The following is a 17,826-nucleotide window of genomic DNA, read 5'->3' as shown; positions in this document are numbered from 1 at the left end:
TGCGGCAAAGGACACATCGCATGACCACGTCCCTGACATCTCCCGAAACGACGGCCATCACGGCCAGCGATCGCGCCGCGACCATTGCAAGCCCGAAAGTCAAGCTCCGCCGCCGGAGCATCGTGATCGAACACCCTGATACGAACGCCGGCGAAGCGCTGCTGGCCGAAGCGCTCGGCGCCGCCGACCGCGACGCGCTGCATGGCCTGTTGAGCCAGCTGGTGAAGGCGAGCGTCGTCGCGTGCAAGCCCGACCAGGGCAATCTCGCCTTCATGGTCTCGACGCTGAAGAGCATCGCGCCGAAGGACTCGCTCGAATCCATGCTGGCGGCGCAGATGGTGAGCATTCAGGTCGCGACGATGCGCTGCGCCTGTCGCCTCGCCTGCACCGATGACGTGCAGCAGCAGGAAAGCCTGACACGCGCCCTGACCCGGCTAGCCCGCACTTACGCGGCCCAGGTGGAGGCCTTGAACCGGCACCGCAGCAACGGCGCGTGCGCGATCACGGTGCAGAATTTGTCCGTGCAGGACGGCGGCAAGGCCGTCGTCGGCAACTTCACGCAACATGCGAACTTGATCGCTGCACAGCCTGGCCTGGTGGACGCCGTTCCCGCATGAGCCACGTCCGCAACACAGGGGCGATGCGAACGAGTCGACGTTGCGGGGCGCAAACCCGCAACGGTGCAACGTGTCGCGCGCCGGCGCTGCGCGGCAGGATACGCTGCCGCATGCACGGCGGTGCATGGGGATCCGGGGCGCCGATTGGGAACGGCAATGCCGTCAAGCACGGCTATTTCAGCAGCGAGGCGATCGAAGAGCGGAAGTTCGTTCGCACCCTATTGGCTGAAGCGGAGAACTTGCTCGGCCAATTGCCCGCACAGCCGAACGCAAATTGCAACCCGCGCAAGAACCGAACCCAACTCACTCCGGGAACTGACCAGGCAAGCTCTACTTCGGCCATAGGGTATTGCTCCGCGAAGCTCGTCGTTGATCGCGTCTGCAAAAGATCGGAATAGAGCAGATCATCGTGCTGTTCCACGGGCGTTGCTCCAACAACCAACGATGGAGCCGCGCGTCGATGCATCGTAAATGAGCAAGCAGTATAATTCGCGAGCACTCCTGCGACAGCGGCAAGGTAGTACCAGCCTTCCCCTGCTGATTTAATGATCGTTTTGCTCAATATTTACGCGACATTCAGTCATTTGGAAAAGAATCGTGCTCATGAGACTTCACCCTCGCAACGTTGCAGAGGTACCATCATGCGCAAGAACCTTCCGGTCACAGCAACTGAATTTCCCATTACGGACGAGACGCTGATCGTCTCAAGGACCGACCTCAAAGGGAAGCTCACCTACTTCAATGACCAGTTCGTGGCGGCCGCCGGGTTTGCGCCCGACGAGTTGATGGGCCAGCCGCATAACATTGTTCGGCATCCGGATATGCCGGAGGCGGCTTTCGAAAATCTTTGGCAGACGCTCAAGGATGGTAAGCCGTGGTCGGGTGCGGTCAAGAACAGGCGCAAGAATGGTGACTTCTACTGGGTGTTGGCGAACGCCTCCCCAATCCGCGAAAACGGCGAAGTCACAGGCTTTACCTCAGTTCGGACGAAGCTTGCTCCGGAGGACCGCGCCGAGGCCGAAAAAGTCTACGCGCTCATGCGCGCCAACAAGGGGCAAGACTATCAGATAGGCGCGGGCATCATTCGCCGTCGGTCAGTCCTGGACAAGCTATCCTTTTTCACGGGCACGTTGAGGGCGCGCCTAACGACCTTGGTCGCGATCCTCAGCATCTTCATGCTTGTTGCCGGAATTTCGGGACTTCTGTCCACCAATGCCAGCAACAGGCGAATGCAATCGATCTATGAAGACCGGACAATCCCGCTGGCTCAATTGTTCGATATCAACGACCGAATGCTGCAAAACACGGCGATCCAGCTCGCCGCGGCTGCCGATGGACGCGCCGGCAGGCCAGTCGGAGACGTCGCTGCTGCAGTCAACGAAAACATCGACAAGATCTCGAGAGTTTGGGGCGAGTACTTGGCCACTTATCTCACGCCCGAAGAGAAGATGGCGGCCGAGCGATTCACCGTGAAGCGCCAGGCCTACGCGGAGAATGCGGTCAAACCTTCGCTTGCCCTGCTTGGAGAACGCAAATTCGACGAAGCCTCCTCTCTCCTCGCCGGCAAAGCGCGTCAACTTTTCGACGAAGCGAAGCGTGAGCTGGATGTGCTTGTTGCCATCCAGGTGAACGAGGCCAAAGCCGAATACGAGGCGGCACAGCATCAGTTCTACATGACGATTGCGATCGTCGGCTTGATGATCCTCGCCGGCCTTGCCTTCGGTGGATTCATCGGTGTGCAGACGATCCGCTCCGTGCTGCGTCCGTTGAAAGTGCTCAACGAGGCAATGCTCAACGTCACGTTTGGCAAGCTGGACAACGCCATCCCCGTCGAGAAAGACGACGAGCTTGGCGAAGCTCTTCGCAATATGCGCAGTGTGCAGGCGATCGTCCGATTTAATGCCGAGGAAGTGAAAGCGGTCCAGCGCGCCGCTGAGGCAAAGCGCAAGCTCGACATGGACAAGCTGGCAAACGAGTTCGAGGGCACAGTCGGCAGCATCATCCAGACCGTATCTTCCGCTTCAGCCGAGCTCGAATCCTCTGCAACCACCTTGTCATCATCGGCCACGAGATCGCAGGAGCTGGCCACGCGAGTAGCTGCGGCATCGGAGGAGGCCTCGACAAACGTTCAGTCGGTCGCCTCAGCTACGGAAGAGCTTACGTCGTCCGTCAATGAGATCAGCCGACAGGTTCAGGAGTCCGCCCGGATCGCCAATGGCGCCGTGGAGCAGGCAAGATCGACCAACGAGCGGGTCACTGAACTTTCCAAGGCGGCAGCCCGGATCGGCGACGTCGTCGAGCTAATCAATACCATTGCCGGGCAAACCAATTTGCTCGCTCTCAATGCGACGATTGAGGCGGCCCGCGCCGGCGATGCTGGTCGGGGGTTCGCCGTGGTAGCTTCCGAGGTGAAAGCCCTTGCCGAGCAAACCGCGAAGGCAACAGGAGAAATCGGGCAACAGATTTCCGGAATTCAGGCCGCGACGGAGGATTCGGTCGTCGCGATCAAGGACATCAGCACGACAATCGAGCGCCTGTCTGAAATCTCCTCCACCATTGCGGCCGCGGTTGAAGAGCAAGGCGCTGCCACGCAGGAAATCTCGCGCAATATCCAAGAAGCTTCGCGCGGAACGTCCGACGTGAGCACGAACATCGTTGATGTCGAGAGCGGCGCCAGCCAGACGGGCGCCGCATCGGGAAGCGTGTTATCCGCGGCACAATCGCTCTCGCAGGAGAGTCGCCGTCTTCAGCAGGAGGTCGACCAGTTCTTGAGGACGGTACGGGTTGCGTAAGACCGCAAGCGATTGCCTTCTCTCGACTACCTCTGCCGACCAGGCGCTGAGCGCCGCCAATGAAGGCGACCCCGCAAAGCTGAGGCCGCTCAACTGGCGGCGCGCGGTCACAACCAGCATCGACACCTTCGAGCGGGCGTAACGTCATTTACCCAGCGCCGCTGCGACCTGACCGACCAGTTGCTCGGCCAGCATGTGATAGCCCTCTGGCGTGAGAAGCTGCCCGTCGGGTTGATGCGGCAGTCCATGCAGCATCCCGTTCGGGAGCATGACCACCTTGATGCCCATCGCGCCCAGCCGGCTTTGGATTTCGGGCGTGTTGTCGGCCGCCAGCTTTCTCCGGTCGTTTCCGCCGGGTTGGAGGATCACGACGCTTGTTCCCTTCGGAACGACTCGATCGATGCGAGCCAGCATGCCTCCTGTGGTGTCACCGTTGATGCCAGCATTGATGACACGGACGCCAAGACCCCTCGCACGGAGAAGCGCTTCAAGCTGTGCGGGATAGGCCTGGCTGCGCGACACGCCTTTGCCAAACGTGTTGCTGGCGCCAAGGGCCACGTCGATTGCTGCTTGGGACATCGCTGTAATTCCGTTCGCAGGCACTACAGCCTAAATGGCAAATCTATCCGAAATGCCAATCGGCCCGGATAAATTTGTCAAATCCTCCGACGCCCGCTTCGGGTCAATTGGGTCGGTTTGACGCTCGGTTGCAAACTTCCGGTATGGGCCCATAAGTCGGCATGACGCGGCACCGCGTCAACAGAAGCGAAGGGCCAGCAGCCGCCCTCGCAGCTAGGGCAGGCCCGCCGGCAGCTTATGTTCTGCAACGACCCGCACGGGCGGGAAAACGACGCAGTCCGCAACGTCAAACAACACCGAGATGCTTCGGTTGAACGAGCCCGCGAAGGCGATCGCGTCATGGCGCCTTCCATCAATGATGCGAGTGCCAAGCGTACAATGAGGTATCCATTGTCCCGGCCGATAGTGGAGCCGACAATAGGCCGGGTCGATAGCTGCACTAACCGAAGCGTGCCACCTCCTGAGGGCCACATCGTCTGCAGGCTCCATCCAAAGAACAAGGGGCGGCCCGACAAACCACCGAATGCGCCTAAACTCGATGCGAAGTTGCACTTCGCTCGTCGCCGCACTCAGCATCGCTTGTCGTGCGGTATCCTCTTCAATTGCAAGCGAGTCATAGATCGCGAGCGTAAAATGTGGCCGGTAGCCGAGCGTGCGCATCGAGGGTTCGTCCTCGAATGCCGCAACCTGATCCCATAGCTGTTCGACCTCACTTGAGGAGTCTCCATCGGCCCGTACGTTGATCGCTATTGCCATCGATCGCTCTGACTTTAGGAGTTCTCCAACTTTAGCTGCGCGTGTGAGGTCTGCAACGGGGTCACTTGCTGCTGTCCCGCACCATTGCCGCGATTGGCCAGCTAATGGCCAACAAGAGACAATATGGCCGCCGCGAATTTCGTTTGGAATCGAACGGTGTCTATACGGCGAAGGTCTGCGCTCGTGGCCGTCGGCAACTCGTGGAGGAGCAGCTCCGTGAGTCACGCCCCCGGCACAGCGCGACCTTGCGCACTGGCGGGCCGGTCATGACCGCGGCCCGATGCAAAATCGTGGATCCTGATCATGGCAACGTCACTGCAACATCGTCTCGAGGCGGATGTAGCTCGCTTCCATGCCATGCTCCATGCCGCTTGAGAGCATCGCCGCGCGCGTCTTTGCATCGGGCAGCGTCATGCGCATGGTCATCAGAGTGCCACGCCCATCGGGCTCGAACGTCGTGACGACGTGATTGTCCGGACACGGATCGGGCATATGCATGCGCTCGACGTGCACGATGCGACTGAACGGCGTCAGCTCCACAAACTCGCCAGTCAGGTAGAAGCCGTGGCCTTCGCCGTTGGTCCACTCGTAGCGGATCTTGCCGCCTGGGCGGGCATCGGCGATGCACACCGGCATGGTCCAGCCGTCGGGGCCGAGCATCCACTTCTGGATCAACGCCGGCTCGGTATGAGCGCGATAAACGGCTTCGGGTGGCGCGGCAAAGCGCCTGACGGCAACGACATGTGTCTCGCCTTCGGTTTTCAGGATCAGTTTGCTCATCGGCGTGCCTTTCGCGGCTTGGGCTTCATGGTAGCGAGAACGTCGTCCAGTCGGTCGTAGTTCTTGGCCAGCGCATCGCGCAAAAGCCCGAGCCACTGGTCGATCTCGGTAATCGCCGCAGGCGCCAGACGGCAGGGACGCTTGGTGCCTTCGACGCGGCGAACGATCAGGCCCGCGCCTTCGAGCACTTTGAGGTGCCGGCTGATGGCGGGCTGCGTCATGTCGAAGGGCTCGGCGAGTTCCAAAACGGTCGCCTCGCCCCGGGCGAGCCGGGCGAGCAGGGCCCGCCGTGTGGGATCGGCGAGCGCGGAAAAGGCGGCATCCAGGTTTCGCATGAATTCCGTTCTCGTTATATAACAGAACGCTTATATAAATGGATGAGCATGGTCAAGTGCGTTGTTCGGAGGCTCACGGTTTCGTAGGCGCGCGTCGCGACGGGTTCACCAAACTTGCCGACATCGCGTGAGCACGCGCCGTCGTCAGCTCAGCGCTATGAGCGGAAGTTGGCCGGATGGGTCGGCAGGCGACATTCGAGAATGAAGGTGTTCGACGGCTGAGGGACGACTCAACTGTCTCTATTTAAGTTTCGACAGGACATCCTCGTAAAACAGGTCGCTGATGCTTCTGAGGACGTATCGGAGCATCCGTCCAATGAACCAGAGCGTGGCAGCAATGCCCAAGATAAAAAGAAGAATGATCGTCCCCTTCCATTGAAGGGCCAAACCTATCCAAAGCGGCGCAGTTCCGCTGAAAAACGCGAAAAGGACGTGTTCAAGCCAACCTGACATCGCCACCTCCTGCCTGGGCCGAATAAGGGTTAGCCGAACCTTCGTCCTCTGCACTCGGGCGAAGATCACTATCCATAGAACTGCAACGCCGACCGCGCAGACGGAAATAAGGTCCCCAATGTTTATCTGGAAACTCATTGCACACACTGAAACCTAAGAACACGTGCCCAGGTCGCATAACTGAACTATATCAACCTTTGTACTTGCGGAATGCTCAACTTTGAATGATTGGTGGGAGGAGGTCCAAGCGGGGCAACAACGGGCATCGCAACGCCGTCTTACCTCGGTTCGCTCTTAGTCCTATAGCCGACATCGCGGGAGCCCGCGCCGTCGTCAGCTCAGCGCTATCGGCGGAAGTTAGCCAGAGCGAAAATGTCGAACGGCAAGCTCGTTCCGACTTGGGCCTTTTGACCTCAACAGACGGCTTGACGCTATTTGCCGAGTGCCGCGGCGACCTCGCCGACCAGCTGCTCTGCCAGCATGTGATAGCCCTCCGGCGTGAGATGCTGCCCATCGGGCTGATGCGGCAGCCCGTGCAGCATCCCGTTCGGCAGCATGACAATTTTGATCCCCATCGCGCTTAACCGGCTTTGGATGGCGGGGGTGTTGTCGGCGGCGAGCTTTCTCCGGTCGTTTCCACCTGGTTGAAGGATCACCACGCTCGTTCCCTTCGGAACGACGCGATCCAGCCGGGCCAGCATGCTTGCCGTGGTGTCACCGTTGACGCCGGCATTGATGACATGGACGCCAAGACCCCTCGCACGGAGAAGCGCTTCGAGCTGTGCCGGATAGGCCTGGCTGCGCGAGACACCCTTGCCGAAGGTGTTGCTGGCGCCAAGGGCCACGACGGTTGCGGCGTGAGCGGTGCCAAGCGCGGCGAACATGGCGAATGCATCAAGAAGAACGATCCGGCTAAGCTTTGCGATCACTTTTGCGTCCCCTGATCGGCATGAGATTCCCACCCCATGCTTATCACCGATTAGTCCATCGTGGCATGCCGAACCACGGGCGGCCTTAAGCACCTGGCTCGGCTATCGCCTCGCTCTGGTCCGCCACAATCGGCGCAGACCAAGATTGAGCTGCCCCTTGATCTCAGACGTCGGCAAATCTTCGCCGGCGACCCATGACTTGAAATCAACGTCCAGCATGTCCTCTTCGAGCGCGGCTGCATCGCCCCCGATACCGATCAGGAGCCGTCGCTTTCCCGGCTCGGCAACGATGGTGTGCAGCGTTTGGGCGCGACCGTAATTATGGAAGGCCGGCGAGGCCGAAAAGTTCAGCGCCTGGAACGTCTGCTCGGCCGTCAGATTTCGCGCGGCCCAACCTTCCAGCGGCGGGAGCCGGTCGATCGAATGCGCGACCCGGCGATTGAGGCGCCGCAATTGCGGCGACTGGAAATGATTGGTGCAGGCAAGCCAGTCGCCACCGCGCACCGCGACCGCGCCGGCCCCTGCTTCAACCACCGCAGCCACGCCGCCGGAATCGAGCAGCGAATAATTGTACTGCATGGCATGAGGCGTGCGGCGCAGAAGGTCGATGGCCTCCGCCGTCGTCGCACAGCTATCCAGGACGCGCCTGACCAGTAACACGCTGTTGAGACCGGGCGCACGCGGTCGCGCCTTGACCAGATGCAAGCCGATGGCGAGACCGTGTTCATTCATGCCGTCCAGTCGTCCGGTCAGCTGATGGCTGCCGCCGATGCTGGCATAGCTGCCGCTGATCTGGACGAGCGCGAAGCGTCCCTCATACCCTCGCGGCCAGAAATCATAGTTGCGGCCATAAACACCACCAGACATCACGGCCGAGCAGCCGCCTGTCGGCATCCTCATGCCTTCGTTGCCGAAATAGGTGACGGCATGCTCCATCGAGATGTTGAGCCCCTCGGCGATCCCGCCGATCTCCTCCCACAGAGCAGGCGCATACGCCCTGAATGCACGCTCCTCGGTGCGGATGTTCAACCACCAGGGCAGCTTCAACCGCTTGCGGAGAAATGCCTTGCCCTTGCGGGTCGCGGCAAACGCATCCGCTTGGGCGCGGCCGACCTCGTAAGCAGTGCCGCGACATTGCACAAGGCTGACGCGAAGCGTCTTGGGCTTGTCCGCCATGTGATGCTCTGGTGGGACGGAATCGGGACGGCTGGGCTACAACCTCTATAGCCTAGAGCCGAGCGGTCGTAACGCGACTCACACGCGAAAGTCTGGCGGGCCATGCGATAAGCCGCCCCCTCCCGGCATTGGCACGCCTCCCCCAATCGTGTAACCCGGCCAAAACGTTGCCGGGACGGAACGCTGATGAGTGCGGTTGCCAATGATGAGGCGGGACATGGCACACGCGCGCTGATCTTTGCGCTGGTGGCGCTGGCCTGTGGGCACATGCTCTCTACGCTGCTGCGCACCATCCCGGCGCTCAGCCTCGACCTGATGGCGGTGGATTTCCACGTACAGCCGCAGGCGCTGGCGAGCCTCACCTCGGTCTATCATTTTGCGTTCGCCGCTTCGCAAATCCCTGTGGGCGCCGCAATGGACCGCTTTGGCGTGCGGCCGGTGTCGCTGAGCCTGCTTGCGGGCACCGTGGTCGGCGCGACCGCGTCGGGCTTTGCGACCGGGCCTGAGAGTTTTGCCTTCGGGCAATTGCTGCTGGGCATCGCGACGTCAGGCATGCTGATGTGCCCGATGACGCTGGCGGCGAAGCAATTGTCGGCGGCGCGCTTCGGGCTGTGGTCGGGCGCGATCCTGTCGATCGGCAATATCGGCATGCTGCTGTCGTCGAGCCCGCTCGCCTTCGTGGTCGACACTTACGGCTGGCGCGCCGGGTTCTGGATCGCCGCGGCCGGCGGCATCGCGGTGGCGCTCGCCGTGTTTGCGCTGGTGCCGAACCAGCCAGCCGAGCACAAGGACGATTCCTCGCCGCTGTCGCAGATGATCGAGGTGCTCAGGCTCGGCCTGTCGCGGCCCTTGCGCGGGCTGATCGCGTTGGCGCTGGTGTCGCTCGCGACCTCGCTGGTGCTGCGCGGCTTGTGGGGCGGGCCGTGGCTGATGCAGGTCAAGGGCCTGTCGCGGGTCGAGGCCGGCAACCAGCTCGGCGCCTACACGCTGGCGATGATCGCAGGTCCCCTGCTGATGGGCATGGTCGACCGCAAGGTCGGCCACCGCCGCGAACTGGTGGCTGGCACGCACACGATCGCAGCTCTGCTGGTGGTGCTGATGGCGCTCGGCGCGCCGCATTATGCGGTTGCATGGCTGTTCGGCGTTGAGGTCATGCCACCGCAATACGACCTCGTGCTGTTCGTGCTGATTGGCCTTGCGACCTCGGCTCAGCCGCTGCTGTTCGGCATGTGCCGGCAACTGGTGGACGCGCAGACCGCCGGAAAGGCGCTAGCCGCCGTGAACCTCGCCTTCTTCCTTGGCACCGCGCTGATGCAGTCGATGTCAGGCGCTGTCGCATCGGTCGCGGGATTGCCGGCGGTGCTGCTGTTCATGGCGGCGATGCTGCTCGTCGGCGTGACGATCTTTTTGACTTACACCTCACAGCATTCGTAAGGTAGGCGCTTCGCATCTGTAGGGAATTCAGTTCATGCCTGTCGACGCCAAAGCCGCCACCGACCGTCTCATGCGCTTCCTCTCCATCGAGGGCGTCACCGGACAGGAGGCGGCGATCGGGCGTGAGCTCACCGCCGCGCTGAAGGAAAGCGGCGTGCCGGCGAAGGCGATCCGGCTGGACGATGCCAACACCCGCATTCCCGTGCCGACCGAAACCGGCAATCTCATCGTCGACCTGCCCGGCCGCGGCGCGCTGCACAACCAGCCGCGCATCATGTTCATGACCCACATGGACACGGTGCCGCTCTGCGCCGGCGCGAAGCCAAAGAAATCCGGCCGCAAGATCGTCAACGAGGCCAAGACCGCGCTCGGCGGCGACAACCGCTGCGGCTGCGGCGTGCTGGTGACCTTGGCCGCCGAGCTCGAGAAGCAGCAGCTCGACCATCCGCCGATCACGCTGTTGTTCTGCGTGCGCGAGGAGAGCGGGCTCTACGGCGCGCGCCACGTCAAGCTGGATGAGCTGGGGTCACCGGTGATGGCCTTCAACTATGACGGCGGCTCGGCCTCCAACGTCGTGATCGGCGCTGTTGGCGCCGACCGCTGGACCGTCGAGATTTTTGGCCGCGCCTCGCATGCCGGCGTCGCGCCGGAGCGCGGCATCTCCTCGACCATGATCATGGCGCTGGCGCTTGCCGACGTGAAGGCCGGCGGCTGGTTCGGCAAGGTGGTGAAGGGCAAGGGCGCGAGCGCGCGGCAGGGCACCAGCAATGTCGGCCCCGTCACCGGCGGCGAGGGCCGCCCCGCGGGCGATGCCACCAACGTCGTCACCGACTACGTGCATGTGCGCGGCGAGTGCCGCAGCCATGACGGAAAATTCTTCAAGGAGATCACCAAGGCCTACAAGGCCGCGTTCGAGAAGGCGGCCAAGAAGGTGACAAACGCGCAGGGCAAGTCCGGCAAGGTCAAGTTCAAGGCCGAGACCGACTATTATCCGTTCCGCATGAAGGAGAACCTGCCGGTGGTGAAGCGCGCCATCGAGGCCGTGTCCGCCGTTGGCGGCACCCCGAACGTGCGCGCCGCCAATGGCGGCCTGGACGCCAACTGGATGGTCCGCCACGGCATTCCGACCGTGACCTTCGGCGCCGGGCAGAATGAGGCGCATACGATCGACGAGTGGATCAATCTCGACGAATACGATCGCGCGTGCGCGCTGGCGGTGCAGCTGGCGACGACGCGGTGAAGGAGGTTCGTAGGGTGGGTTAGCCCCGCGGATCGCGCGAAGCGCAAACCGGGGCGCGTAACCCACCACTGTTCGTAGCCGCAGGAGACAGCAGAGGTGGGTTACGCCAGCGGACTGCGCTTCGCGCAGCCGCTAGCTAACCCACCCTACGAAGAAGAAGAAAAAGAAGATACAGGGAGGCCACATGCCGCGCATCGCTGATATCGAGACCGGACTCTACCGGATCCCCCTGCCCGTCACGCTGTCCGATTCCACGCATGGCGACATGTCGGCGTTCGAGCTGATCACCTGCCGCGTGCGCGATGCCGATGGCGCTGAGGGCGTCGGCTACACCTACACGGTCGGGCGCAATGGCGGCGCCATCGCAGACATCTTGAAGCGCGAGATTCCGCCGTTGGTCGAGGGCCGCGAGGCCGACGACACCGAGGCGCTCTGGCATCACGTCTGGTGGGGATTGCACTATGGCGGGCGGGGCGGGCCGACGGTGCTGGCGCTGTCCGCGCTCGACATCGCGCTGTGGGACCTGAAGGCGCGGCGCGCGAACTTGCCGCTGTATCGGCTGCTCGGCGGCTTCGATGCGCGCGTGCCCTGCTATGCCGGCGGCATCGATCTCGATCTCTCCGTGGAAGCGCTGCTCAAGCAGACCGACGGCAATCTCGCCAAGGGGTTTCGCGCCATCAAGATGAAGGTCGGCCGGCCCGATCTCAAATCCGACGTCGCGCGCGTCGCGGCCATGCGCAAACATCTCGGCGACGGCTTTCCGCTGATGGCCGACGCCAACATGAAGTGGACGGTGGAGGAAGCGATCCGCGCTGCGCGCGCGTTTGTGCCGCATGATTTGACCTGGCTGGAAGAGCCCATCATCCCCGACGACGTCGCCGGACACGCACGCATCATGCAGGCCGGCGGCGTGCCGATCGCGGCGGGCGAGAATCTGCGCTCGCTGTGGGAGTTCAAGAACTACATCACCGCGGGCGCGGTGTCCTATCCCGAACCCGACGTCACCAATTGCGGCGGCGTTTCCGCGTTCATGAAGATCGCGCGGCTGGCGGAGGCGTTCAACCTGCCCGTCACCAGCCACGGCGCGCATGACATCACCGTGCATCTGCTCGCGGCCTGCCCGAACCGTTCCTATCTCGAGGCGCACGGTTTCGGGCTGGACAAATATATCGAGCATCCGCTGGTGCTGGAGGACGGCAAGGCGCTGGCCCCGGCACGCCCCGGCCACGGCATCGGCTTCGACTGGAAGGGACTGGCGAAGCTGGTGTGATACCCATTGCTCGTCATTCCGGGGCGCGACGAAGTCGCGAGCCCGGAATCCATCGGGCCACAGAGATAGCTGCGCGATGGATTCGGGGTTCGCGCCGAGAGGCGCGCCCCGGAATGACGGGCGATATGGCGCGCATTGCTGCACGCGAGGCATTCCAAGGGGCTTGATGCGGAGCGTGGATAATCGGCTAGAGTGGAGGCAGCCGACACCCTTCGAGAGAGCCCGCCTTGCCCCCCGAACTGCACAAGAAACTGACCGCATGGCGCCAGCATCTGCATGCCCATCCCGAGCTATCCCTGCAGGAAAAGGCGACCGCCGCCTTCGTGCAGGAGCGACTCACCGAGCTCGGCATTCCCTTCGTGTCAGGCATCGGCGGCCACGGCATCGTCGCGACGCTGACGCGCGGTTCAGCCGAGGGTCGCGTCGGCCTGCGTGCCGACATGGATGCGCTGCCGATCACCGAGGATACGGGCCTCAGCTACGCCTCGAAACATCCGGGCGTGATGCATGCCTGCGGCCATGACGGGCACACCGCCTCGCTGCTCGGTGCCGCCGCGCTGCTTGCCGCCGACAGCAGCTGGAGCGGCACGGTCGACTTCATCTTCCAGCCGGCCGAGGAAGGTTTTGGCGGCTCGCGCGCGATGGTCGGGGCCGGGCTGTTCGAGCGCTTCCCGATGGAGCGCGTGTTCGGCTTCCACAACTGGCCGGGTCTCGAGGCCGGAACCATCGCGGTCCATGACGGTGCGGTCATGGCCTCGGGCGGACGCGTCACCATCACCATCGAGGGCCATGCCGGCCACGCCGGGATGCCGCATCTGACCCGCGATCCCGTGATGGCCGCCGGCCATCTGATCGTGGCGATGCAGGGAATCGTGTCGCGCAGCGTCGATCCGCTCGACACCGCCGTGCTCTCGCTGTCGACGATCGAGGGCGGCACCGCGCCCAACCAGATCGCGGGGAAAGTCACGATCCGCGGCACGCTGCGGCATCACCGCAATGGCGTGAAGGACATCATCCTGGCGCGGATCGCCGAGATCTGCGCCGGCATCGCCACGAGCTTCGACGTCAAGGTGACGCCCGATATCGTCATGGGCGTCGGCGTGACGATCAACTCGCCGGAGGAAGCGGGCCTTGCGCGCATGGCCGCGGACAAGGTGCGGGCCAAGGTCAGGCGCGATCTCGCGCCGAGCATGGCGGGCGAGGATTTCGCGTTCTATCTCAAGCACCGGCCCGGTGCATTCGTGTGGATCGGCAACGGACCTTTGCGCGACGGCGCCGAGCTGCACGGCCCGCGCTATGATTTCAACGACGCGATCCTGCCGGTGGCATCGGGCTGGATGGCTGAGGTCGCCAAGACGGCGCTGTCGGCGAACTAAGCGAGGGCCTGTGGCTCCGCCGGAGCGGTTGCGCTAGGATCGAGACGCGGTCGAGCCAGCGAGTTCAGGATGAACCGGCGCGAATTCGTTTCGGGATTGACGGCGGCGTCGGTGTTTGCGGGCGCGGCGCGCGCGGCCGCAACTGCCGAAGGCCGGCGGGTCGCGCTCGTCATCGGCAATGGCGCCTACAGGAACGTACCGGCGCTGCTCAATCCGCCGAACGACGCGAGCGACATTGCCGCGGCGCTGAAACGACTTGGCTTCACCGTCACCCTGGCAACGAATGCGAGCTTCGACGAGATGCGGCGCGGCCTGATCGCGCTGGGGCGCGAGGCCGCCGGAGCCGACATGGCGGCTGTGTATTTCGCCGGCCATGGCATGGAGATCAACGGCGAGAACTGGCTGATCCCCGTTGACGCGGAGCTGAAGCGGGATACGGACGCGGCGAATGAAGCCATCAATTTGCAGAGCGTGATGTTGCAGGTGTCGAACACCACGAGCCTCGGCCTCGTCATCCTCGACGCCTGCCGCAACAATCCGTTTGCGGCAAAGATGAACAGGTCGATCGCCACGCGCGCAGCTCCCGCGAGCGGGCTCGGCCGCATCGAGCCTGTTGGTAACGTTCTCGTCGCTTATGCCGCGCGCGACGGCACCACGGCGCTGGACGGCGACGCGCGCAACAGCCCGTTTGCGGCGGCGCTCCTGCGCAATATCGAGGTATCAGGCGTCGAGGTCACCTTCATGTTCCGCAATGTCCGCGACGACGTGATGGAGGCAACGCGCAACGAGCAACAGCCGTTCGTCTACGGCTCGCTGTCACGCAAGGCGATCTACCTCGCCGGCAGGCCAGCCGATGGCAGCGAGCAGGCGGCCCCGCCCGGCCCGCTACCAGCTGCCGTGTCCCCTGCTCCGCAAACGCCGACGCCGCCAGCGATCGATCCCGCGCTGGTCGGCACCTGGGAGATCATGGTGCCGAGCGGCCGCGGCCAATCACGCTGGATCTGGCAGATCATGGGCGATGGCACTTACCGCTTCCACGCCGAGCCGCAGCGCTCGGCGCGTCCGCACGAAGGCACGATCACCGCCGCGAACGGCCGCTGGACCCTGCACGCGACCAGGGGCCTGTCGAACTACAGCGATGGCGGCGCCTACGAGATCCACGACACGCTGGCTGTCATCACAGGCAAGCTCGGCACCGGCGCCTGGAAGCGTGGCGCCGAGTAGCTCGCACATTCGCACGATGATGGCTCCCCGCTGAAGGCCGCAGTTACGGCGGCGTCATAGCGCCAACCCTGCTCCTGGAACCCGGATTTTCCCAACTGCTCGGCCCCCCGCGCCTTGACGCGCCGAGCACGGGCAGGTTTAATGAATTTCAACAACATTTGTTCGCATTCCGAACATTTTTATTGGCTGGGCAAAGCGGGATCACAACACCGCGTCCGCAACACCAGAGGAAACGTCACCGATGCAAGCCATCCTCAACGGCGACAGCACGCTCGTCATCGCGATGATCGTCGCCTATATCGCCTTCACCTCCTGGCTCACGTTCAAGCTGCGCAGCCGCACCAGCGATCAGTTCATGACCGCTTCGCGCGCGATGCCGGCCGTGGTCGTCGGCGTGCTGATGATGAGCGAATTCGTCGGCGCAAAATCGACCGTCGGCACCGCGCAGGAAGCGTTCCAGTCGGGCATGGCCGCAGGCTGGGCCGTGCTCGGCGCCTCGATCGGCTTCCTGCTGTTTGGCCTCTTGATGGTGAGGAAGCTCTACAATTCCGGCGAATACACCATCTCGGCGGCGATCGCGCAGAAATACGGCAAGTCGACCATGCTCACGGTGTCGGTGATCATGATCTACGCGCTGCTGCTGGTTAATGTCGGCAATTACGTCAGCGGCGCCGCTGCGATCGCCACCGCGCTGCATGTCAGCCTGCCGGTTGCGATGTGCATCATCGCCGTGGTCTCGACCTTCTACTATGTCTTCGGCGGACTGAAGGGCGTCGCCTGGGTGACGATCCTGCACAGCGCCTTCAAGGTGGTCGGCGTCATCATCATCTTTGCGGTCGCGATGTCGCTGACCGGTGGCATCGCGCCGATGCAGGCCAAGCTGCCGGCCTATTATTTCAGCTGGGACGGCAAGATCGGCTTTGCCACCATCTTCGCCTGGACCTTCGGCACCGTGGGCGCGATCTTCTCGACGCAGTTCATCGTGCAGGCGATCTCCTCGACGCCGAGCGCGAATGAGGCCCGCAGGGCGACCTACTACGCGGCGGCGTTCTGCCTTCCGCTCGGCTTCCTGCTCGCGCTGATCGGCGTTGCCGCGAAGTATCTCTATCCCGACATGAACAGCCTCTACGCGCTGCCGGTATTTTTGGAGAAGATGCCGCCGCTGGCCTCCGCCTTCGTGACGACCTCGCTGGTCGCCTCGATCTTCGTCAGCGTCTGCACCGTGGCGCTCGCGATCGCCTCGCTCGTGGTGCGCGATTTCTACGTGCCCTATTGGAAGCCTACGCCGGAGCGCGAGTTGAAGATGACGCGCGTGTTCTCGATCGTGATCGCGATCGTGCCGCTGGTGTTCGTGTTCTTCATTCCGGAGATCCTGAAACTGTCGTTCTTCACGCGCGCGCTGCGGCTGTCGATCACGATGGTGGCGATGCTGGGCTTCTATCTGCCGCTGTTCGCCAGCAACCGCGGCGCCACAGCCGGCCTGATCGGCGCTGCGGTCTCGACCACGGTCTGGTACCTGCTCGGCAATCCCTTCGGCGTCGACAACATGTACATCGCCGCGGTGACGCCGTTGGTGGTGATGGCGATCGAGCGCCTGGTGATGGGTGCTGCGCCACAGCCGGCGCAATCCAATGCTTTCGTTGAAAGGACTTCGACATGACCATCGGGACCGAGGTCGTGACCAACGAACTCGAGATCGCGGCCGACGGCACCGTTCGCCAGGCGGCCGGCGATCCCGATAGGTTCGACGCCTTCATTCCCTCGCCTTGCGTACAGAACCACGCCGCCAATCTGATGCCGCTCGCCAATGGCGATCTCGCCTGCGTCTGGTTCGGCGGCACGCAGGAGGGCATGTCCGACATCTCGGTCTATTTCTCGCGGCTTCCGCGCGGCGCGACGCAATGGTCGCCCGCGAAAAAACTGTCGGATGATTCCGGCCGCTCCGAGCAGAACCCGGTGCTGTTCCCTGCCCCCGACGGCACGCTGTGGCTGATGTGGACGGCGCAGCTTGCGGGCAACCAGGACACCGCCATCATCCGCCGCCGCCTCTCGCGCGATCATGGCAAGAGCTGGGGCCCGATCGGAACGCTGTTTCCTGAATATCGCGGCCGCGGCACCTTCATCCGCCAGCCGATCGTCGTGCTCGACAATGGCGACTGGCTGTTGCCGGTGTTCTATTGCCACAGCACTCCGGGCCAAAAATGGAACGGCGACGAGGACACCAGCGCGGTGAAGATCTCGTCCGATGCCGGCAAGACCTGGCGCGATGTCGAGGTATCAGGCAGCCGCGGCTGCGTGCATATGAGCATCGTGCGCCTCGACGACGGCTCGCTGCTGGCAATGTATCGCAGCCGCTGGGCCGACAACATCTATCAGAGCCGGTCGACCGATCACGGCCGCAGCTGGTCGGCGCCTGAAGCGACCGCGCTGCCCAACAACAACTCCTCGATCCAACTGACGCGGCTCGGCAACGGCCATCTCGCGCTGGTCTTCAACGATTCCAGCGCCAAGGACGCAACCGGGCGGCGCCTCTCGCTCTATGACGAGATCGAGGACGACCTTCCGCCCGTGCTCGCCGGCGACGGCAGCAAGGCGGATGGACGCACTGCGTTCTGGGGCGCGCCGAGGGCGCCGATGACGCTGGCGATCTCGGCCGACGGTGGCAAGAGCTGGCGCAAGCGCAATGTGGAAATTGGCGACGGCTATTGCATGACCAACAATTCACGCGACCAGACCAATCGTGAGCTGTCCTACCCCTCCGTCAAGCAGACCGCCGACGGCGCGATCCACATGGCCTTCACGTTCCATCGCCGCGCGATCAAATATGTCCGCGTGACCGAGCCATGGGTGACGCGGGGCTGAAGC

17 protein-coding genes and 1 pseudogene are annotated in these 17,826 nt (G+C 63.3%); 10 read left to right on the top strand and 8 right to left on the bottom strand.

What is annotated here, in order from left to right:
* The first annotated feature begins 20 nt into the window (after nt 1–20).
* A complete protein-coding gene (locus XI06_RS32835; protein WP_271607279.1) occupies nt 21–617 on the top strand; it encodes a hypothetical protein in 597 nt (198 codons plus the stop codon).
* A pseudogene (locus XI06_RS32830) lies at nt 614–751 on the top strand (HGGxSTG domain-containing protein); the annotation flags it as partial. The gene XI06_RS32835 and the pseudogene XI06_RS32830, both read left to right, overlap by 4 nt.
* Before the next feature lie 38 nt (nt 752–789).
* Here XI06_RS32830 and XI06_RS32825 read toward each other — a convergent pair.
* Entirely contained in the window at nt 790–1,038 is a 249-nt protein-coding gene (locus XI06_RS32825; protein WP_237863531.1) for a hypothetical protein, read from the bottom strand.
* Between the two features lie 220 nt (nt 1,039–1,258).
* Between XI06_RS32825 and XI06_RS32820 the strand changes: the two genes are divergently transcribed.
* Nucleotides 1,259–3,409: a methyl-accepting chemotaxis protein gene (locus XI06_RS32820; protein WP_237870389.1), complete on the top strand. Its 2,151-nt coding sequence runs from the start codon at nt 1,259–1,261 to the stop codon at nt 3,407–3,409.
* Nucleotides 3,410–3,553: 144 nt separating this feature from the next.
* Here the strand turns inward: XI06_RS32820 and XI06_RS32815 are convergent, their stop codons facing one another.
* The 7 genes from XI06_RS32815 to XI06_RS32785 all read right to left on the bottom strand — a co-directional run bounded on the left by XI06_RS32815 (nt 3,554) and on the right by XI06_RS32785 (nt 8,417).
* Complete coding sequence (locus XI06_RS32815) at nt 3,554–3,988, bottom strand: GDSL-type esterase/lipase family protein (protein WP_271607278.1); 435 nt, start codon at nt 3,986–3,988, stop codon at nt 3,554–3,556.
* 213 nt (nt 3,989–4,201) lie between these two features.
* A complete protein-coding gene (locus XI06_RS32810; protein ID WP_237870385.1) occupies nt 4,202–4,744 on the bottom strand; it encodes a 2'-5' RNA ligase family protein in 543 nt (180 codons plus the stop codon).
* Nucleotides 4,745–5,056: 312 nt separating this feature from the next.
* Nucleotides 5,057–5,524 carry an SRPBCC domain-containing protein gene (locus tag XI06_RS32805; protein WP_237870383.1) on the bottom strand — a complete coding sequence of 156 codons (468 nt, stop codon included), beginning with the start codon at nt 5,522–5,524 and terminating at the stop codon, nt 5,057–5,059.
* Nucleotides 5,521–5,859 (bottom strand): ArsR/SmtB family transcription factor, encoded by a 339-nt coding sequence (locus tag XI06_RS32800; RefSeq protein WP_237870381.1) that lies wholly within the window; start codon nt 5,857–5,859, stop codon nt 5,521–5,523. The genes XI06_RS32805 and XI06_RS32800 overlap by 4 nt, the downstream gene beginning before the upstream one ends.
* A gap of 240 nt (nt 5,860–6,099) precedes the next feature.
* The gene (locus XI06_RS32795; RefSeq protein WP_237870379.1) at nt 6,100–6,312 is read right to left on the bottom strand and encodes a hypothetical protein; all 213 of its coding nucleotides are present in this window, start codon (nt 6,310–6,312) and stop codon (nt 6,100–6,102) included.
* A 431-nt stretch (nt 6,313–6,743) separates the two neighbouring features.
* Entirely contained in the window at nt 6,744–7,241 is a 498-nt protein-coding gene (locus XI06_RS32790; protein WP_237870377.1) for a GDSL-type esterase/lipase family protein, read from the bottom strand.
* Nucleotides 7,242–7,343: 102 nt separating this feature from the next.
* The gene (locus XI06_RS32785; RefSeq protein WP_271607277.1) at nt 7,344–8,417 is read right to left on the bottom strand and encodes a C45 family autoproteolytic acyltransferase/hydolase; all 1,074 of its coding nucleotides are present in this window, start codon (nt 8,415–8,417) and stop codon (nt 7,344–7,346) included.
* 186 nt (nt 8,418–8,603) lie between these two features.
* Here XI06_RS32785 and XI06_RS32780 point away from each other — a divergent pair, with 186 nt between their 5' ends.
* From XI06_RS32780 to XI06_RS32750, 7 genes are all read left to right on the top strand, one after another.
* The gene (locus XI06_RS32780; protein WP_237870373.1) at nt 8,604–9,851 is read left to right on the top strand and encodes an MFS transporter; all 1,248 of its coding nucleotides are present in this window, start codon (nt 8,604–8,606) and stop codon (nt 9,849–9,851) included.
* A gap of 34 nt (nt 9,852–9,885) precedes the next feature.
* Nucleotides 9,886–11,091, top strand: a complete 1,206-nt coding sequence (locus XI06_RS32775; RefSeq protein WP_237870371.1) for a M20/M25/M40 family metallo-hydrolase — start codon at nt 9,886–9,888, stop codon at nt 11,089–11,091.
* Between the two features lie 184 nt (nt 11,092–11,275).
* The gene (locus XI06_RS32770; RefSeq protein WP_237889503.1) at nt 11,276–12,361 is read left to right on the top strand and encodes a mandelate racemase/muconate lactonizing enzyme family protein; all 1,086 of its coding nucleotides are present in this window, start codon (nt 11,276–11,278) and stop codon (nt 12,359–12,361) included.
* 227 nt (nt 12,362–12,588) lie between these two features.
* Complete coding sequence (locus XI06_RS32765) at nt 12,589–13,737, top strand: amidohydrolase (RefSeq protein ID WP_237889502.1); 1,149 nt, start codon at nt 12,589–12,591, stop codon at nt 13,735–13,737.
* 69 nt (nt 13,738–13,806) lie between these two features.
* Complete coding sequence (locus XI06_RS32760; RefSeq protein WP_237863522.1) at nt 13,807–14,961, top strand: caspase family protein; 1,155 nt, start codon at nt 13,807–13,809, stop codon at nt 14,959–14,961.
* A 241-nt stretch (nt 14,962–15,202) separates the two neighbouring features.
* Entirely contained in the window at nt 15,203–16,621 is a 1,419-nt protein-coding gene (locus tag XI06_RS32755; protein ID WP_271607276.1) for a sodium:solute symporter family protein, read from the top strand.
* Nucleotides 16,618–17,823: a sialidase family protein gene (locus tag XI06_RS32750; protein WP_271607275.1), complete on the top strand. Its 1,206-nt coding sequence runs from the start codon at nt 16,618–16,620 to the stop codon at nt 17,821–17,823. Before XI06_RS32755 ends, XI06_RS32750 begins: the two co-directional genes overlap by 4 nt.
* Nucleotides 17,824–17,826 lie beyond the last annotated feature (3 nt).

It is taken from the genome of Bradyrhizobium sp. CCBAU 11434 (assembly GCF_028128895.1).
GTDB classification, from domain to species: domain Bacteria; phylum Pseudomonadota; class Alphaproteobacteria; order Rhizobiales; family Xanthobacteraceae; genus Bradyrhizobium; species Bradyrhizobium zhengyangense.
Note: the sequence above shows the minus strand (reverse complement) of the source record. Positions and strands in the feature narration are given on the sequence as shown.

Coding starts and splice junctions, on each gene's coding strand:
- XI06_RS32820 (WP_237870389.1), top strand. CDS start 1,259: ATGCGCAAGAACCTTCCGGTCACAGCAACTGAATTTCCCATTACGGAC.
- XI06_RS32785 (WP_271607277.1), bottom strand. CDS start 8,417: ATGGCGGACAAGCCCAAGACGCTTCGCGTCAGCCTTGTGCAATGTCGC.
- XI06_RS32750 (WP_271607275.1), top strand. CDS start 16,618: ATGACCATCGGGACCGAGGTCGTGACCAACGAACTCGAGATCGCGGCC.
- XI06_RS32835 (WP_271607279.1), top strand. CDS start 21: ATGACCACGTCCCTGACATCTCCCGAAACGACGGCCATCACGGCCAGC.
- XI06_RS32755 (WP_271607276.1), top strand. CDS start 15,203: ATGCAAGCCATCCTCAACGGCGACAGCACGCTCGTCATCGCGATGATC.
- XI06_RS32800 (WP_237870381.1), bottom strand. CDS start 5,859: ATGCGAAACCTGGATGCCGCCTTTTCCGCGCTCGCCGATCCCACACGG.
- XI06_RS32770 (WP_237889503.1), top strand. CDS start 11,276: ATGCCGCGCATCGCTGATATCGAGACCGGACTCTACCGGATCCCCCTG.
- XI06_RS32815 (WP_271607278.1), bottom strand. CDS start 3,988: ATGTCCCAAGCAGCAATCGACGTGGCCCTTGGCGCCAGCAACACGTTT.
- XI06_RS32760 (WP_237863522.1), top strand. CDS start 13,807: ATGAACCGGCGCGAATTCGTTTCGGGATTGACGGCGGCGTCGGTGTTT.
- XI06_RS32780 (WP_237870373.1), top strand. CDS start 8,604: ATGAGTGCGGTTGCCAATGATGAGGCGGGACATGGCACACGCGCGCTG.
- XI06_RS32810 (WP_237870385.1), bottom strand. CDS start 4,744: ATGGCAATAGCGATCAACGTACGGGCCGATGGAGACTCCTCAAGTGAG.
- XI06_RS32795 (WP_237870379.1), bottom strand. CDS start 6,312: ATGTCAGGTTGGCTTGAACACGTCCTTTTCGCGTTTTTCAGCGGAACT.
- XI06_RS32805 (WP_237870383.1), bottom strand. CDS start 5,524: ATGAGCAAACTGATCCTGAAAACCGAAGGCGAGACACATGTCGTTGCC.
- XI06_RS32775 (WP_237870371.1), top strand. CDS start 9,886: ATGCCTGTCGACGCCAAAGCCGCCACCGACCGTCTCATGCGCTTCCTC.